21 protein-coding genes are annotated in these 16,955 nt (G+C 61.5%); all 21 read left to right on the top strand.

What is annotated here, in order from left to right; translation table 11 throughout:
• Nucleotides 1–21: 21 nt before the first annotated feature.
• Complete coding sequence (locus GMO_RS13600) at nucleotides 22–987, top strand: phage protease (RefSeq protein ID WP_050801461.1); 966 nt, start codon at nucleotides 22–24, stop codon at nucleotides 985–987.
• On the top strand, nucleotides 987–1,433 hold the full coding sequence (locus GMO_RS10070; RefSeq protein ID WP_008852288.1) for a hypothetical protein: 447 nt from the start codon (nucleotides 987–989) through the stop codon (nucleotides 1,431–1,433). Before GMO_RS13600 ends, GMO_RS10070 begins: the two co-directional genes overlap by 1 nt.
• Before the next feature lie 3 nt (nucleotides 1,434–1,436).
• Nucleotides 1,437–2,372, top strand: coding sequence for a Mu-like prophage major head subunit gpT family protein (locus GMO_RS10065; RefSeq protein ID WP_008852287.1), 936 nt, complete (start codon nucleotides 1,437–1,439; stop codon nucleotides 2,370–2,372).
• A gap of 8 nt (nucleotides 2,373–2,380) precedes the next feature.
• Nucleotides 2,381–2,656: a hypothetical protein gene (locus GMO_RS10060; RefSeq protein ID WP_040509149.1), complete on the top strand. Its 276-nt coding sequence runs from the start codon at nucleotides 2,381–2,383 to the stop codon at nucleotides 2,654–2,656.
• The gene (locus GMO_RS10055) at nucleotides 2,656–3,078 is read left to right on the top strand and encodes a gp436 family protein (protein ID WP_008852285.1); all 423 of its coding nucleotides are present in this window, start codon (nucleotides 2,656–2,658) and stop codon (nucleotides 3,076–3,078) included. The genes GMO_RS10060 and GMO_RS10055 overlap by 1 nt, the downstream gene beginning before the upstream one ends.
• Complete coding sequence (locus tag GMO_RS10050; protein ID WP_008852284.1) at nucleotides 3,075–3,653, top strand: hypothetical protein; 579 nt, start codon at nucleotides 3,075–3,077, stop codon at nucleotides 3,651–3,653. The genes GMO_RS10055 and GMO_RS10050 overlap by 4 nt, the downstream gene beginning before the upstream one ends.
• Nucleotides 3,650–3,871: a DUF2635 domain-containing protein gene (locus GMO_RS10045; protein WP_008852283.1), complete on the top strand. Its 222-nt coding sequence runs from the start codon at nucleotides 3,650–3,652 to the stop codon at nucleotides 3,869–3,871. The genes GMO_RS10050 and GMO_RS10045 overlap by 4 nt, the downstream gene beginning before the upstream one ends.
• Nucleotides 3,871–5,370: a phage tail sheath subtilisin-like domain-containing protein gene (locus tag GMO_RS10040; RefSeq protein WP_008852282.1), complete on the top strand. Its 1,500-nt coding sequence runs from the start codon at nucleotides 3,871–3,873 to the stop codon at nucleotides 5,368–5,370. The genes GMO_RS10045 and GMO_RS10040 overlap by 1 nt, the downstream gene beginning before the upstream one ends.
• A gap of 6 nt (nucleotides 5,371–5,376) precedes the next feature.
• Nucleotides 5,377–5,736 (top strand): phage tail tube protein, encoded by a 360-nt coding sequence (locus GMO_RS10035; protein WP_008852281.1) that lies wholly within the window; start codon nucleotides 5,377–5,379, stop codon nucleotides 5,734–5,736.
• A complete protein-coding gene (locus GMO_RS10030) occupies nucleotides 5,733–6,128 on the top strand; it encodes a hypothetical protein (RefSeq protein WP_008852280.1) in 396 nt (131 codons plus the stop codon). Before GMO_RS10035 ends, GMO_RS10030 begins: the two co-directional genes overlap by 4 nt.
• Nucleotides 6,129–6,263: 135 nt before the next feature.
• The gene (locus GMO_RS10025; RefSeq protein WP_008852279.1) at nucleotides 6,264–8,276 is read left to right on the top strand and encodes a phage tail tape measure protein; all 2,013 of its coding nucleotides are present in this window, start codon (nucleotides 6,264–6,266) and stop codon (nucleotides 8,274–8,276) included.
• A 1-nt stretch (nucleotide 8,277) separates the two neighbouring features.
• Nucleotides 8,278–9,762 carry a DNA circularization N-terminal domain-containing protein gene (locus tag GMO_RS10020; RefSeq protein WP_008852278.1) on the top strand — a complete coding sequence of 495 codons (1,485 nt, stop codon included), beginning with the start codon at nucleotides 8,278–8,280 and terminating at the stop codon, nucleotides 9,760–9,762.
• Nucleotides 9,680–10,999 carry a phage baseplate assembly protein gene (locus GMO_RS10015; RefSeq protein WP_139064438.1) on the top strand — a complete coding sequence of 440 codons (1,320 nt, stop codon included), beginning with the start codon at nucleotides 9,680–9,682 and terminating at the stop codon, nucleotides 10,997–10,999. Before GMO_RS10020 ends, GMO_RS10015 begins: the two co-directional genes overlap by 83 nt.
• Nucleotides 10,996–11,550, top strand: a complete 555-nt coding sequence (locus GMO_RS13595; RefSeq protein ID WP_008852276.1) for a phage baseplate assembly protein V — start codon at nucleotides 10,996–10,998, stop codon at nucleotides 11,548–11,550. The genes GMO_RS10015 and GMO_RS13595 overlap by 4 nt, the downstream gene beginning before the upstream one ends.
• Nucleotides 11,551–11,607: 57 nt before the next feature.
• Nucleotides 11,608–12,102, top strand: a complete 495-nt coding sequence (locus GMO_RS10005; RefSeq protein ID WP_083813654.1) for a phage GP46 family protein — start codon at nucleotides 11,608–11,610, stop codon at nucleotides 12,100–12,102.
• Nucleotides 12,099–13,178, top strand: coding sequence for a baseplate J/gp47 family protein (locus tag GMO_RS10000; protein WP_008852274.1), 1,080 nt, complete (start codon nucleotides 12,099–12,101; stop codon nucleotides 13,176–13,178). The genes GMO_RS10005 and GMO_RS10000 overlap by 4 nt, the downstream gene beginning before the upstream one ends.
• Nucleotides 13,175–13,801 (top strand): putative phage tail protein, encoded by a 627-nt coding sequence (locus tag GMO_RS13590; protein ID WP_008852273.1) that lies wholly within the window; start codon nucleotides 13,175–13,177, stop codon nucleotides 13,799–13,801. The genes GMO_RS10000 and GMO_RS13590 overlap by 4 nt, the downstream gene beginning before the upstream one ends.
• A complete protein-coding gene (locus GMO_RS09990) occupies nucleotides 13,798–15,522 on the top strand; it encodes a hypothetical protein (protein WP_008852272.1) in 1,725 nt (574 codons plus the stop codon). Before GMO_RS13590 ends, GMO_RS09990 begins: the two co-directional genes overlap by 4 nt.
• A gap of 1 nt (nucleotide 15,523) precedes the next feature.
• On the top strand, nucleotides 15,524–16,420 hold the full coding sequence (locus GMO_RS09985) for a glycine-rich domain-containing protein (RefSeq protein ID WP_008852271.1): 897 nt from the start codon (nucleotides 15,524–15,526) through the stop codon (nucleotides 16,418–16,420).
• Nucleotides 16,417–16,749: a hypothetical protein gene (locus GMO_RS09980; RefSeq protein ID WP_139064437.1), complete on the top strand. Its 333-nt coding sequence runs from the start codon at nucleotides 16,417–16,419 to the stop codon at nucleotides 16,747–16,749. Before GMO_RS09985 ends, GMO_RS09980 begins: the two co-directional genes overlap by 4 nt.
• Nucleotides 16,746–16,955, top strand: a 210-nt coding sequence (locus GMO_RS09975; protein ID WP_040509145.1) for a hypothetical protein, incomplete at its 3' end; no start/stop codon positions are given. The genes GMO_RS09980 and GMO_RS09975, both read left to right, overlap by 4 nt.

Raw genomic sequence — 16,955 nt, 5'->3', positions numbered from 1 at the left:
ATCCGGCCGATACTTGCCGGGATGACACACCTTCATCTCCACATGGCTCTTCCCGAGAGCAAGGAACCTCCTGAATGGATCCACCTGCTTCCGGCAGGTGAGTTTCGAGGCGTGGATGGTCGCGGTCCTTACACGGTCGCGAATGCTGATACGTTGATCCTGAATTCCATGAAGGGGAAGAAGAAGCTCGTCCTGGACGAGAACCATTCCACCGATCTGGCACAGGAAAAAGGTGGCAGTGCTCCGGCCGTTGGCTGGATCGTGGAGCTTCAATCCCGGCAGGACGGGATCTGGGGCAAGGTGGAATGGACCCGCCAGGGCAAGGCCCTGATGGAAGACAAGTCTTACGAAGGTGTCTCACCTGCTTTTGCCGCAGTCGGGAAGAATGTGACGCGGATCGTCCGGGCAAGCCTGACGAACGTGCCTAATCTGACGCTGACCCATCTTCACACACAGGAGCACGGGATGAACCCCTCCGACATCGCGCGGAGGCTTGGCCTCCCCGAAAATACTCCGCAACCCGATCTGGAAACGGCGCTGAACCGTGCGGGACAAGCTCTTCAGCTGCACACGCAGGCCATCACGATTGCCGGCCTTTCGGGCTCGCCATCGGTTGAGGCCATTGTCACGGGCCTGAAGGCAAAGACCTCGTCCGTCGAGACGCATGCCCAGCAGCAGATCACCGAACTCAAGGGCCAGGTGCAGACGCTGACGGCAAATGCGGCACGCACCGCAGCCGAGGCGGCCGTGAAAGCCGCTTCGGACAATGGCGCAGTAATCACCGAAGACATGCGCGGTGAACTGGTGACGCTGCACATGCAGAACCCGGAATCGGCCGAGAAAATCATTTCCGGTCTTCCGAAGCTCGGCAAGCCGGTTGAGCGCCATACGCAGCGCAAGTCGAGTGCCAGCGATGTCGATACGCAGGTCGCCGGGATCTTCGGGCTGAAGGTCGATGACCTCAAGAAAACGCGGGGAGACGTCTGATGCTGACGGCTGATCGTACACTCCGCCAGAAGATGGGTCCGCGTTCCCCGCAGTTCGCCGGGACCGTTGCCGCAGGCTTTACCGTGTACCGGGGCTCGATTGCTGCGGTCTGTGCTGACGGGACGCTGGTTCCGGCCGGCTCCACGGGAACGCCGTCCGCGCCTGTCGCCATTCTGGGCATTGCCCGGCACATGCAGATCAACACGGCCAATTTTCCAGGCACTGGCCCCGGTGTTGGCGGTGACATTGCCGTCGACTGCCTGACTGGCTGTTACGACCTGCCTTTCGACACCGCACCGACCTGGGCGGACAAGGGCAAGCCCGTTTACGCGGTCGATGACGAGACCGTTTCCCTCACACAAACGCCGGAGGGCGGCACGGCCCGTCTCCAGGTTGGTGTCTTCGCGGGCATCGACGCTGACGGCACGGCTTACACGGAGATCTGATCCATGCCCGAAATTTCCAGTGCCTTCATGCAGACCCTGGACGTGGGCGTTCGTACCCAGTTCAACCAGTTCCTGCAGACCGCACCGTCGATGTTCCGGATGATCTCGATGGTCATCCCCTCGACGTCACGCGCCAACTTCTATCCCAAGCTGGATGAAATTCCTGGCCTGCGGGAATGGCTCGGCGATCGCGTGATCCATCGCATGAAGACCGGTGGCTTCTCGATCGAGAATAAGACCTTCGAAGGCACGATCGGCATCGATCGCGACGACATCGAGGACGATCAGTTCGGGATCTTCAATATCGGCATCCAGCAGCTCGGCAAGAATGCCGGGGATTTTCCGGACCTGCTGGTATTCGGTCTTCTGAAGAGCGGCACGACGACGAAGTGCTGGGATGGCCAGAACTTCTTCGATGCGGATCACGAAACGTCTGACGCCAGTGGCAAGACGATCAGCTACGCCAATATCAGCGCACCGCTGACTGGTGAAACCGCTGGCCCGATGTGGTTCCTGTTCGACACCACACGTCCGCTGCAGCCGATGATTTTCCAGAACCGGCGCGATTTCAGCATCACGTCCAAGACGGCGCTCGATGATGAGAACGTGTTCCGCAACAAGGAATTCCTCTGGGGCACGGACGGCCGGTGCAATGCGGGCTTCGGACTGTGGCAGCTGGCCTATGCCTCGACCCGGCCGCTGAACGCCGAAAGCTATGGCGCGGCCCGTGCCGCCATGGCGAGCCAGCGTCGTGTGGATGGTGTGCCCTATGGGATCAAGCCGAACCTGCTCGTGGTTCCGTCTTCCCTTGAGGGTGCGGCGAACGGCCTGATGAAGTCCGATCTCGTGGCGCAGCTCCAGAGTGACGGCAAGACCTACGTCACGACCAGCAACCCCTGGAAGGGTACGGCCACACCGGTCATCTGCCCGCATCTGTGAGAACTGACATGACTGCGAAGAAGCAAGGCCCTGTCCAGGATAAAGGCAGCGACGAGAAAGGCGCTGAGGTTCAGCACGAACCGCGCGTCGCCTTCCTCTCGGCCGCGACTGTGGAAAAAGATGCTGTCTCGGGTCAGATCATCATTGTCTGCCGGCAGCCTAATCTCCGCCGTGGGGGCATCGTCCATCCTGCGGTGGCGGTTTATTCGGAAGACGCATTCTCCCAGGATCAGCTCAGGAGCCTGAAGGCAGAGCCTCTGCTGGAAGTGCTGGGCGTCATCTGATGGCTTACGCATCCGTCAGTGATCTGATCCAGCGCTACGGCGAACGTGAGCTGATCAACAACACGACGCCCGAGGGTATGCCTCGGGAGTCCATTGATCAGCTGCGTGTTGAACAGGCCCTGACGGACGCTTCGGCCCTCATCGACAGCTTTCTGAACCGGCGCTTTGTGGTGCCGCTTCAGAATGCGCCGGCCAGTGTCGTGAATGCGTGCTGCAAGATCGCACGGTTCGATATTGCCCAGAGTGGTGAGAGCCAGCCGACGGATCAGATGCGTCTGGACCAGAAAGACGCCGTGGCGTGGCTGACGCTCCTGGCGAAGGGCACTGTCACGCTGGACGGACAGACGGCGGCGAATGAATCCTCCTCCTGGTCACGGATCCAGCGTCGCCGTCCGATGCAGGGCGGAGGTCAGCTCTGGTGAGGCCGCTTTCTGAAAACCAGTATCCGGATCTGCTGATTTCGGGCGGCCCGCTGGCTGATCTGTTTGGTGCGATCGAGAAGCGGCTGAAAGAGCTGTTCGATCCGAAAATTTATACCCATTCGATCATTCCACCTCGCGCCACGGCTCGTGACTGGGAGAACATCACGAAGCGGATGCCGATGGTGACGCTGGGATGGATGGCCTGCAAGCCGAGCTCGCGTATTGGCGACTGTTTCAGGGGGGACGCACAGTTCGCCCTGATCCTGCTCACACGTCAGAACGCCGGTCGTGATGCCTATTACGGTGACGGCAAGTTGCCGGGCGTGATGGGGCTTGGAGCGATCGCGGCATTCGGACTGCATGGCTTCAACGTCAGGGGTATTGGCTCCTGCCGCATCGAAATCATGGCGGCCTCCGGTGACCAGGACTGGATCCCGGACGGCGTTGCCTCGGTGCAGCTTCAGATCACGGTTCCGGAAGTCTCGTTCGACAGCCCTGAGCTTATGTCCCAGCTCGATACACTCACATCGCTGTCCAGCACGTTCAAGGACAGCTCTTCTGGAGAAACGTCGTGACGACAATTCTGGTCGCACCAGCGGAAGGGCGTCGCGTCGTGACGCCTTCAGGGCAGATTGTCCCTGAAAAATTCAAGGTCAATCCGGCCGATCCCTACTGGGCGCGTGCGCTGCGGGCCGGTGACATCAGCCGGGTTCCAGACCAGACCGCAAAGCCTGTCGGTCTGGTCGCAACGGATGCGCCTGCGACGGCGGCTTCCGGCACGGAGAAGAAATAATGGACTTTCAGCAGATCCCCGGTGACTGGGCTGTTCCGGGTTCCTACACCGAGATCCAGGATGTGCCGGCGCAGAATACCCTGGACGGCATGCCACTGCGCTGTGTGATCATCGGGCAGATCAGCGGCGGCGGCGCTACGCCCAACACGGTTTACACGAACGTGACGCCCTCGCAGGCTGTGCAGCTGTTTGGCGCGGGATCCGCCATGGCGCAGGCACTGTCTGCGTTTTCGAATGAGATGCCCACGCTGGCCGTGGACGCCGTTGGCGTTTCTCCGGCTTCTGGCGCAACGACAGCATCCGCCACGCTGAAATTCTCTGGGACGGCAACAGCCGGCGCGACCGGTGCGGCAATTCTGGGGGGCTATCGTGTTTCCTTTGCGGTGGCCTCGGGAGCGACGGCGGCCGAGGCAGCCCAGGCATTCGTCACGGCCTGCAACAATACGGCGGCCAATGCGGCAAACAGCTACCTGAAAGCCGCAACCGGCCTGACGGCTTCGCTGGGAACCGATGGCGTGACCGTTACGGTGCAGAGCTGGGAAAACGGCGCGTTCACCAATGACTTTGACGTGCGTATGTCATCCGCTTCGGCCGATCAGGTTCCGGGGATCACCGTTGCCGTCACGGGAATGCAGAACGGCGCGGGATCTCCGGATATCACGCCGGCACTCCAGGCGCTGGGTGGAACCTGGTACACGGACATGGCTCTGGCCCTGAACGATCAGGCCAATATCGGCGCGGCTGCGGCCGAGGCGAAGGCGCGTGCGAATGCCATGGTGGCGAAGGACATGCGGATCTGGGTGGCCTATCGCGGGACGCAGGGACAGATCCTGAACCTGACGCAGGCATTTTCCACCGTTGAAGAACTGGTGCTGATTGGCGAGCAAGCACCACGCTTTTCCCCCTGGAACGCAGCTGCGATTGCCTGTGCACAGGGCGCGCAGAGTCTGAACGATGATCCGGCCCGTCAGCTTCGGGGTATTGTCCTGAACGGTCTGAGCGGACTGGGGCCGGATGGCACCGACCAGTTCACCCCGACGCAGCGCAATGTGCTTCTGAAGGGCGGCTGCACCACGTTGAAGTTCAACTCGGATGGCACCGTCTCGTTCGAGCGCGTTGTTACGACCCGGCAGGTTGATCCGACATCGCAGATTGCCACCGGCCCATGGGATGTGATGATCCCTGCGATCGGCGCGCGGGTGCGATACGAATGGAACGCCTATATGGAGGCGACCTATTACAACGCGAAACTCGCTGATGTGGGATCGCCCCTGGAAAACACGCCCGGTGTCGTGACGGTCCGCACGCTTCAGGCGTCATGGGTTGGACAGTGCATGCTGTGCCAGAACCAGGGCTGGATCGACGATGTCGCGACACTGGGGCCGCAGGCGGTTTTCGAGCGCGATGTATCCGACCGTAATCGCGTCAATTCGACGCTGCCGATCAAGCCCATGGGATCCCTGATCGTGCTGGCGAACATTCTCCAGGTACAGGTGTAATCCGCGATGACAATGACAGTAGGCATCGCCAAGCTTTATTGGCGCGGCAAGAAATATGACGTCCAGAAAGGCGTCAAATGGCGTCTGCCCGGCTATCAGAACGAAGACCAGAATGCGACGGACCGGACACTCCGCTCCCAGCGCTGGCAGCAGGGCATGTGTCAGGCGACGGTTATGCTGACGGCGGCCATGTCCGAGGACGATTTCGATCCAGCCCTCGGCGAAGGGGAGCTTCAGCTCCAGCTGGATACCGGTGTCACCTATGTTTTCCCGGATGCCTATACGCGGTCCAAGCCTGATTCCCAGGACAACGGCAATGCGCCGGTGACCTGGTCCCTGTCCACCTATCAGAAGATCACATCATGAGCCGCAGCAAACTCTCCGTTTCCACCGATGGTCCGTCTGTCGAGGACAACCGCCCGAAACTGCCTGAAGGCTGCTCCTGGCAGAACGATGGATCTGTTCTGATGGTGCTGGGAAAATCGGTTCCCTTCACCGAGAGTTCCTCGGCCGGGGAACGGCAGAGCGCGGTTTCGGAACTGGTGTTCCGCGATCTTTCGGCCGGAGACATGATCGATATGTCGGAGTATCGCACTCCTGGGGAGCGGACACTGTTCCTCATGTGTGCGTCCACCGGGCGTGTGGGGCCTGCTGGCGAGGCGCTGCTGCGGAAGATGTCTGCCCGCGACTATCTGAAGGCAGGGGCGATCATCAACGTTTTTACGAGCGCTGGCCCGACAACTGGAACGTCAGCCTAGTCGGGATCGCCAATAATCTTCATTTCGGCCGCGCGGATCTTCGGGTGCTGCGGCCGGGTGAGCTGATGTTCTGGTGCGCGTCCGGCCATCAGTATTCCGATGAAGTCCGGGCGCAGATGAAACGGGATGAGAGTGATGTCGGGTAGTCTGACGGCACAGTTTGAGCTGACGCTGGTCGATCAGATGTCCGCCCCGATCGAGAAGATCGAGCAGATCCTCGGCCGTTTGAATACGACCCTCGACAGAATGGGCCATAACCCGGCCTTTGATGAGGTCTGGGAACCTGTTCCGCGCTGTGTGGAACAGACCACGACGCTGACGGAAGCGCTGGAACAGGCAACGTCTGCGGCCACGGCGCTGGATGCGGCTCTGAGCCGGACCGGAACGGGAAGCGGCACGGCCGTCACAGGGCTGGATGCCGTCACAGCTGCGGCGCAGCGGACGGCGGAAGCCGTGAACCGGATGCCTATGCCTATGCCTGTTCCTGGCATGGGCGTTCCGCGCGTCCAGGGTGACAGTCCGCCGGAAGAAGAAGAACCGGAGCGTCCCGGTTACGGACGCAGGGTCTGGGGGGCGACACAGCATTTCCACGAGGCAACCGAGCGGAGCATCGGGCAGGCTTTCGGAGCAGCGGCTGCCGGGTTCGGACTGGTGGAGCCGGTCAAGGCGGCGGCCGAATACGACAATACGATCCGGCATATCGGGATCGGGCTGGACCTGCACGGGGCGGCGAATGATGCGTTCACAGATTCATTCGGAACGCAAATGGCGCGCCTCGCACGGGCGACAGGGCAAAAGAGCGAGGATCTGGCGGAGAGCGCAGGATTCCTGTCCCGAGAACAATATAATCGTGAACAGATCAATGCTGTCCTGCCTGTGATCGCGCAGATCAGCACCGCATATAATGCCCACCCAGACGCAGTGGCAAAGTCTGCGTTCTCTTTGCAAAAACAGATTGGTGTCACGGATGCCCAGTTGGGCGGCGCTCTTGCGTCAGTGGCTATCGCCGGAAAATCGGCGGATCTGCCATTTGAAACGCTTGCCCCGTTGCTACCGCAGGCAGCAGCGATAGGAAGCGTGTTCGGAATGCACGGTCGGCAAGGTGTGGACGATCTCGCCACGTCACTGGCTGTTATCCGCAAGTACACAGGTTCAGATGGTCATGCCGTTACAGACTTCACACAGCTGGTGACGGACCTGAATTCAGGTCACACGGCGAAACGTCTCTCCCATTACGGGATTGATATGTATGGAATTGAAGAAGCTGCCAGGCACAGAGGAGCCGACCCGCTTGTTGCGATCATGGCTCAGATCGATCGCATAACCCGCCATGGTTCGGACGCACGCGTTTTGGGCGATCTTTTCCGGAATCAGCAATCCTATGTCGGTGCGGCCGCTCTTCTTGGGGACTTCAAAGATTACCAAGAGATCCATCGCAGGACTTCAGGGGCCAATCAGAGCATTATCAACCAGGATTATCTGGACGGTACCAAATCTCTGAGAATCCAGACGCAGGCATTCGATGAAAGCTGGGAGCAGCTGGAGCGGCGCATCGGTGTAGGGTTCGCGCCGATCCTGCATGATGTCACGACCGGGTTTCATGGTCTGACGGAGGCCATGGAAAGCGCAGACAAGACCGCGCCTGGTCTGACAACGGGAATCATGGGACTGGGCGGCGCAGCGCTGGCGAGTGTGGCTGGCATGGGTGCGCTGGGGGCTGTTGCCGGTCCCTTGCGGGCGGGTTTTGGAATTGTGACGACTGTTCTGGAAGGCGTTGGCATCGCCGGTGTAGCGGCCGTGTCTGAACTGGCGATCGTAGGGGCTGCTGTCGGGGTCGTCGGATACGAAATCTATCATAACTGGGACAGGATCACGGGGCAGTTCTCTGCGTTCGAGCACTGGGTTTCCGGATGGTCGGAGCGCGTGTCGGGCTATGTTTCCGGGGCATTCAGCCATGCGTTCCCGCAGTTCCCGGGCTCCCAGCAGATGTCCGGACCGCTGATCGTGCCGACGACGGGACCGGGCTGGCATACGCCGATGCGGCTTGAAGTCCGGCACGATCCGGGACTGAAGGTCACGGCCGCACCCCATCCTTCCGTTCATACCACCGTGCTGCCTTCGGGCGGCCGCACACTGAACAGGCCGTAAGATGAGCGGGACGCTGAGTACGCTGGGTGTTGGATCGTTTGCGGACGCACTGTCCGGCGCGGCAGGAGGAAATCTCGTCACGGGCGAGCTATCGCAGCTTCTAGGGACGGCGGCGCTGGGTGGCGTGATATTCGACATCATCGACAGCCGTGAGGCGGCTGGCCGGCGGGTGGAGCGGATCCTGTTCCCGGGTCGGCCGGTCGAGGAGCAGAAATTTCAGGATTTCGGCACGATCGACCAGCCGATCCGGATCACGGGATATCTGGCCGGGGATGATTACGTCATCCGGGCGCAGCGGATGCGCAAGGTTCTGCTGACGGCGGGGCGACAGACCCTCGTTCACCCATGGTGGGGACGGCTGAAGGTTCGGGTGCTGGAGCCGGGCGAGATCCAGTTCTCTGCCACGCGCATTCGGGTTGCCCAGTTCCAGGTCGTGCTGGTGAGAGATCCGGGGCCAGTCAGCACGGGCGGTCTCCTTCAGGACATCACGGACACACTGACCAATCTGCTGGAACAGGCTGATGCGATGGTCGATGAAGCCACGCTGGCGGTTCAGGCCGTTCTGTCCCCGCTCGCCATTCCGCTGGCCCTGTCGAGCATGACGAATTCGCTTCTGTCACAGGCATCCGGGATCTGGGACAGTCTGACGCAGACTGCACCGCAGCCGCTTCAGACCGGCATTGCATCTGCGCAGGCAACGCTGGCTGCGGGTGTTTCCGCTCCTGCTTCCAACAGTGACACGACTTATGCGGACGCGGTGATGACGGCTCTGGCTGGCGTGCCGGCGGCGGCCGTGAATGCGATCACGGATCCGTCGGACTCTGTTGTCGCGCCGGCGCAGCAGGTCGAGGGCAGCACGGTCGAGACGGTGGATGCTGCGACGGTGGTGGAGATCCTCCTGTCGGCCGCCGTGCAGACCGGGGCGGTGGCTGACAGCCTGTCGGACGTGACCACGTCTCCGGCCGATGCGCTGACGCTGGGTGTGGTGGCGCGGACGCTGATCGTCTCGCAGCTTCTGGGTGCGTGGGGCAGTCTGACATTCGTCAGCAGCGCGGATGCCGTGACAGCGCGGGACCGGTTCATTGCCGCGATCGATGCGCTGCTGACGGATCTGGAGAATGCTGCGGCATCGGGCGCGTCTGTGTCGCTTTCGGGGCTTTGGGTATCCATCCAGGCAGCGCGGACGGCGATCATGGCGGACTGTTCATCGCAGGTCGGACGGCTGCCGAAGGTCGTGTCCATTCCGATCCGGACCACGATATCCCCTGGGCGCTGGCCTATGCGGTGGCGGGGGATGACGTCACGCAGGTGCAGGGCGTGTTCGATGATCTGGTCAGCCGGAACGGCATCAGCAATCCCGCCCTGGTCGGACCGGGTGACATTCAGGTTCTGGAGCAGCAGTCATGAGCCAGATTGTTACCGTTCATGGCCGCAGGTGGATCGTGCGGATCAATGGCCGTGCGATCCACAACTGGACGTCCTGTGAGGCGGGTGTGGATCTGGCGGATATTGCCGGTGTTTTCAGGCTGGAATTTGCCGAGGACGTTCCGGAGGATGGCAGTTCCGTGCCGACGGTCCGGGTGCATGATCACATCGAGATCGAGATTGCTTCGACTGTGGTTCTTCGCGGCTATGTCGAGGCCATGAACGTGACCGGGGACGAACGCTCGCTGCGGACCGTGGCGTCCGGCCGGGACGTGACCGGGGATCTGGTGGACTGTGCGGCCAATCCGGTCGGGCCGGCCGAGTACCGGCAGATCCTGCTGGAAACCGTGGTGGGCCATCTGACACAGCCCTTTGGGATTTCGGTTGACCGGCAGGTTGCCACGGGTGCGCCGTTCACGCTGGTGGCGCTGGAGCCGTCCGATACCGTTCTGGGTGCGGTGGAACGTCTATCACGGCAACGGGGCGTGCTGGTGACATCTGACGGCGTAAAAGGACTGATCCTGACGCAGGCCGGTCGGACGCGGGCACAGGACAGCCTTGTCTGGCCCGGAGCGAACGTGCGGCGCATGGAAGCGCGGATCTCGCAGCGGCATTCCGATACGTGGGTCAAGGGACAGTTTTCCAGCCTCTCAAGAGGCACTAAAGGGGCATTAAACGTGTCCTCAGCGCCGTCTGAGTTCTCGCCACCGGGCGGCCTGTCGACGAAGGAATTGTCGGCATCCTGTCGGTATGGGCATTGCGTGGATCCGGGCGTGCATCGGTATCGGCCGATCGTGCACCTGGCGAAATCCCAGTCCGGAGGTTCCGTGGCGGCTCAGAACACGGCCAATCCTGCACTGGACAATACCGCGCAGGGACAGACGCAGACGGCACCGGCCGGAACGGCCTATCGTGCCGGGAGCCGCAAGAAGAAACGCGCAAAAACCCCTGTGCGATCGGCGTCGGAGCCCTGGACATTGCAGGACCAGGCAATGTGGCGGATGCGAACGGCGCGCGCCCATGCGACGGCGTATGTCTATACCGTTCCGGGCGTTCTCAATGCGGCCGGGGAACTGTGGCGGGCCAATCAGCTGGTCGCGGTTCGGGATCTGTATAACGGGATCGATGGCGACATGCTGATCGGAGCCGTGACGTGGGTGATGCGCAATGGCGGGGAAGAGACGCGGATTTCCGTGGTGCCGCCTGACGCTTACGACCTGACCGGAGATGCCGATGCGCCGGCGAAATCCGGGCACCGCAAGACGCGGCTGGGCCGATCTTATGGGACTGGGTCATGAACGACTTTGCCGAGCTGCATTACAGCCTGCGCTCCCAGACGTTGCGTGGTGTCGTCCAGGAGGTGAACGACACCGGGCCGGTGCAGACTGTGACGGTGCAGGTCCATTACGGGCAGACGCGTTCGCGCGTGCTTGTGCATCAGCCATTCGGCTTCTCCAGTTCGCCGCCCCTGGACGGAGCGGTGACGCACGTTGTTCAGAATGGTGCGGATCCGTCTGACCTGTTTGCGTTGCCACCTGCCAATCCGTCAGCTGCGCGAATGAGCGGACTGCAGGAAGGCGAGAGCATCCTGTATGACGCGGCCGGGCAGAAACTCTATTTGCAGGACGGGAAAATCGTCCGCATTGACGCGCTGGAGGAAATGCGTGTTTCAGTGGGTGGTCAGCCGGTTCTGGACGTGGATGCGAACGGCGTGACGATCACGGGTGCGCTGACCGTCAGCAAGGGCATAACGGCTGGCGAGGACGTGACGGCTGAAGGGATTTCCCTGACCGGGCATACCCATTCCGGCGTAGAGACCGGATCAGGCGACACGGGCAAACCACAGTAAAAACGGGGTGCATTGGCATCCCTGACGGTTTGATGCCCTGCCGGGCATCCTGCCCGCATGCCAACGACGACGCAATTTTGCACGATGCAGATGGGGATCAATCCGCTTACGGGCGACTGTGATCTTGTCATCGCGCCGTCTGGCAACGGACGCGGGCGTATTGCGATTGATCGCACGCCTGCGTCTTGCCTGCTGATTGCGCTGGGATCGGACCGTCGTGCGGATCCTGACGATGTCACGCCGGACATGCTGACGGCGCTGGCCTGGGAAACGCCGGGAGTGTTTTCCCGTCGTGGGTGGGTCGGTGATGTTCTTCTGCCGCAGGGGCAGCGTCTTGGTTCGCGTCTCTGGCTGTATGAGCGCGGCAAGCGCAATGAGGATACGCGTTCGGGCGTGGCGGCAGCACTGGCGGAGGCCGTGGCGGCGATTGAGGATTACCACGACATCGAGATCGACACGGATGCGCGCTGGAGCGCCAGCCTGCGGGACTGCCTGATCGGGACGGTCAGTGCGCTCGGGATCTCGGTTGCAGCGCAGGTTCAGACGCTGTGAGCGCGTCCATTCCGACACCGGCCACACTGGCGCAGCGATTTGCGACGGCGCTGGCGGCACAGCAGTTCACTGCCAGTGACGGGACCACCGTCACCCTGGACGCGACCGCGCCGGCTACACTGGAAAGCGCGCTGGCGATCCTGTCGGCTCTGACGGATTACGAAATCTATCTCTACACACGCGACCAGCTCCTAGAGCTGATGGTCACGACGGCGACTGCTCAAGGAAAGCTGCCGGATCACGGTCAGATCTGGAAGCGGCCGCGTCTGGGAGCTACAGCTGCGGTGGGTTACGTGGTTGTGACGGCGACACAGGATGTCTCTGTCCCTGCTGGCACACTGTTGACGGCTGACGGCTCCGTCACCTGGTCCGTCAATAGTGCGATCGAGATCGTCGCTGGTGCCAGTGTCTCTGTATTCGTGACGTGTACCTCTACCGGGGAGACTGGAAACCTGTCCCCCAACACGGCTGTCGCACTGGTTTCTCCTCTGGCCGGTATCAGTACGCTGGTGGTTGATCAGGACGGTCTGGCTGGCGGAGCAGAAATTGAAGGCGTGGAAAGTTGGCGCGCGCGGATCCTGAAATCCATTCGCAACCCTCCCGGTTCGGGAACGGTTTCCGATTATGAAGAATGGGTTGCAGAAGCGACCGGAAATACGGCGATCGTGCGGATCGAGCCGCGTTGGCAAGGGAATGGCACGGTCGGCGTTTTCATCGCCTATCCTGGCGGCGTACTGGCCACTGATGCACAGGTTCAGACGGTTTCGGATTACATTGCGGACGCAGGACCGGTTACGGCTACTGTTTACTGTCAGGCGGCACGGAAACTGACGCAGGATGTCGCGGTCCGCCTGAACCCGGATACGCTCGCACGCCGTCAGGCCGTTACGAGTGCTCTGCAGACTCTCTATGCGGGCTCGGGTATCGGAAACACCATTTACCGAGAGCAGATCGAAAGTGCGATCATCTCGGCCGGCGGTTCAAAGAACGATCTGGTTTCGCCTACGGGTGACCTTGTTCCCGATGTCGATCAGTTTGTTGTCATGGGCGTTCTGGACTGGGGTTCTCCATCGTGAGAACTGCGGAAGACATCCTGCAGGAATGGACCAGCAATCTGCCGCAGGGATCTGCCTGGTCTCGGAGATCGGACGGTAATCTCTCGAAACTGCTTCTCGCACGGGCACAGGCGCGCGCTCTTCTGGAAACGGATATCGGTTATCTTTCTCGCGAGATTTCGCCCCTGACGGCTGTTCTGCTGCAGGACGATTACGAAGAGGTTCTGGATCTTCCGGATTATGTGGGCCTCATCAGCGCGCTGTCGGATCAGCAGCGGCGCATGATCGATTTCCTTTTTTGGACCACCAATGGGGCGGCCTCGAAACAGGACTTCATGGATCTGGCCGAAAAGATCGGCTGGACGATTTCCATCACGACATTCACGCCGGCACGCTTCGGGCAAACCTGTTTCGGACAGCCTCTTTATGGCGTGTCGTGGCAGTATGTCTGGACGGTCCATGTCCTTAGCTGCACGGACGACGCGGTACAATTCAGCGTCTTGCGTGGGAAAATCGAGGACGAATGTCCTGCCCATACTTACGTGCTTTTCGACACATCAAAGCTGGTGACGGATGATGCCGTTGCGGCCCCTCTGGGGTCGTTCCTGCTCGGCATCAACAGCCTATCGCAGGGTGACGCATGACGGACGCTTTTAAGACGTTGCCGGTTGATTACGGCAGTTCCTTGACGCGGTCTGGGCTGGTATCCGCGCTGCAGCTGGCCGGATCTCAGGCCAATGACGGTGCTGCCACCCAGGTTGGTCTGGGGTTTGCCTCGGACGCGACCACCGGCTTCGTGCGCCAGTCCGATGGTACGTGGCAGTGGATGCTGTCGGGCACGGCAGCTCTGGCTTTTGAGAGTGCCGAGATCAGGGCCATGCCCAGCTGGTCTCCGGCGACCATTTCCATTCTGTCGTCCCTGGCGGCCGAACTCCAGATCGAGTGGTTCTACAAATCTGCCGATGGCACAGACTGGGCACCGGCCCTCCAGCGGGCCGTAACCTTCGCGGCGACGTCCGGGCTGCCGATCGCTCTGGCGGCCAGGCAGTACACGCTGGCTTCTGCGGTCTCGATCACCACGGCCGTCACGATCAGGGGGCGCGGGTTCCAGTGTTCTCCGTCGCCCTCCACCGGGACGTGGTTCATCATCAGCGGCACCACGTTCAATCCGTTCTCGGTCAGCAGTGTGACCGCGCGTGGAGCTATTTTCCGGGATTTCGCCGTCTATCAGACCCAGCCTGGCAGCGGGACGACGAACTGGGCTCCGACGGTGTATCCGTTCGTATTCAACGTCACGAACACGCTGGGAGAAGTGACGTTCGACAATATCTTCCTGTGCAACGTCTATGACGGGATCAACTGCACGGGCTCTGGCCGGCTGCGTTTCCGCAACGTTACTGGCCAGCCGCTTCACCGTGGGATTGTTGTCGATGCGGCTTATGACATCTGCCGGTTCAGCGGGGTTCATTTCTGGACCTACTGGACCTCGGCCGCCAGTGTCCTCAGCTGGATGCAGGCCAATGCCTCCGCTGTCGAGCTGCAGAGATGTGACGGACCGGATTTTTCGGGCGGGTGTTTCTTCTTCGGCTATCAGGCCGGTCTGCTTCTGTCCTCCAGCAGCAACGGCGTCACGAATGACCTGACGGGCGATATCGTCACGGACTGCTGCCTGTATGGTGTCCACGTGACCGGTAACGGCGTCACGTTCCAGATCGGGCGGGCCTACTGCACGGGTGAAGCCATTGACAGCACGACGCTCGCCACATCAGTCGCCATCCTGATCGAGGGGCAGAACATTGTCGGGCAGATCGGGCATCTGAAGGCGTACCAGCAGGGTCTGTCCGCCATTTCCCTGACGAACACGGGTGTGGGATCGATCGTGATGATTGATTCCATCGTGGCGGATCATTGCAATCAGGGCGGCAAGAGTGCGCCCATCATCAACGCAGCGCAGATCGCGACGGGTGAGCCGCATCAGATCTCTCTGTCCGCACCTGTCCAGGCCATCAGCAGCAACGGCGCGCCAGTGATCAATACGGACACGGATGCAATCCTGTTCACGCCGAACACCAATTATCTGGCACCCACCATCACGGATGGCGGGACATATCAGGTTCCGAATTACGATCTGTTCCTGCTCTTGCAGGTCGCATCCGGCACCACCGCGCTGGCGAAATATACGGTCACGCTCTCCGGAAACCCGACGGACGGGACCGTCAATACGATTGCGTCCCAGGCTGATGTCACGGCTCTGACCCTGTCTGCGTCCCAGAACATCATCAATCCGGTAACCAGCCTCAAGGCGGGTGTCGGGGTGACCTACAAATATCTCGCGTCTTCGAACGCCTGGTTCAGGATCGGCTGACATGGATCTGATTATCGCGGCAAATTCCGTTCCTCTCTCGGGCGCGGATACGGCACCCGCAACCGGAACACCTCAATACGCCACCAACGGCAGCGCGGATCCGCTCGTCCTGCCAACGGCGATCCCGGCCTATCATTACAATTCCCTGACGGCGGAGATCGTCAATCTCATCAAGGCGCTCGGTGGCACGCCTGACAAAGCGGTGTGGAACCAGCTGGCGACGCTGCTGCCGGCCTATTTCGCGGCGACCAGTCAGATCACGACGTTCACCTCGATCGGTGTTGCCGGAACGTACACTCTGCAGGCTCCTGAATGGGCCACGCGGGTTGAGGTGATTGCCGTTGGCGGCGGCGGTCGTGGTGCAGCCTGTGGCGCAACGGCGCTTAGCGGATCGATGTGCGGCTCAGGTGGCGGCTCCGGCGGTTTTGGATGGGGTGTCTATCCCGTCACGGGCGGGGCGTCCTATCAGGCCGTTGTCGGCGCACAGGGGCTGAATGCTTCAGCTGACGGCAATGGCGGGGCCTCCTCCTTCGGTCCCGTCTCTGGTGATGCCATGGTTACGGCTGGCGGTGGTCAGGCCGGGGCCTTCCAGTCCGCAGGCTTCTCCGCCGGCGGTTCCGGTGGCGAGGTCAGCGGTGGCACCATCATGAACAACACGGGTGCCTCCGGATCCGACGGCCAGGCCGGTGAGAACCTGCGGGGTTTCGGAAACGGAGGAAGTGGCCCCTGGGGTGGGGGTGGTCGTGCCGGACAGGGTGGTGATGCCGGTGCGAGTATTGTGGATGGCCAGGCGCCCGGTGCTGGCGGCGGCGGCGCCTATGACTGGACCCTTTCCGGCAACACGTATTCCGGCGGCAATGGTGCCGCCGGCATCGTGCTGTATCGGTGGCTTCCGTGAGCGCGTTGATCGTCAAGACCGGCCAGACTTTCATTTTTCACGCCACCATTCGCAGCCGTAATGGCGCACTCGTGGATCTGGCGAATTACGTCGTGTCGTCCCAGGTGCGCGATGCTCTGGGCAACCAGGTGGCAACGCTGAACAGTCGGCTTCCAGCTGGCCGTCCAGGCATCGTCAATCTCTGGAGTGAAACTGGAACCGCTGACTGGCCGGTCGGCCGGCTGTTCTGTGACCTGCAGTTCGTGCGGCCAGATGGTGTGATCCAGTTCACCGAGACATTTTCAATCATTGTGGCTGCGCCGATTACGCGGCCGGGAGCGACATCATGACTGTTGACGCAACCTCATCCAGCGCGCCGGCGGCTGTGACCGTTGCATCGGGGGGCGCACAGGACGCCGCGCCCAAAGTGACGGCCATCGGGTTCAATGCTGAAACCGGGCAGCTGGTCTTTACCTTCAGTGATGGCAGCCAGATCCCCGTGACAGGCTTGGCGGAAGGGCTTGCCCAGTCTCTGAATGGTGCTTCGCTGGCCGTG

The organism is Gluconobacter morbifer G707, from assembly GCF_000234355.1.
GTDB classification, from domain to species: domain Bacteria; phylum Pseudomonadota; class Alphaproteobacteria; order Acetobacterales; family Acetobacteraceae; genus Gluconobacter; species Gluconobacter morbifer.
The sequence above is the reverse complement of the archived record's forward strand: the minus strand, read 5'-3'. Positions and strand labels throughout refer to the sequence as shown.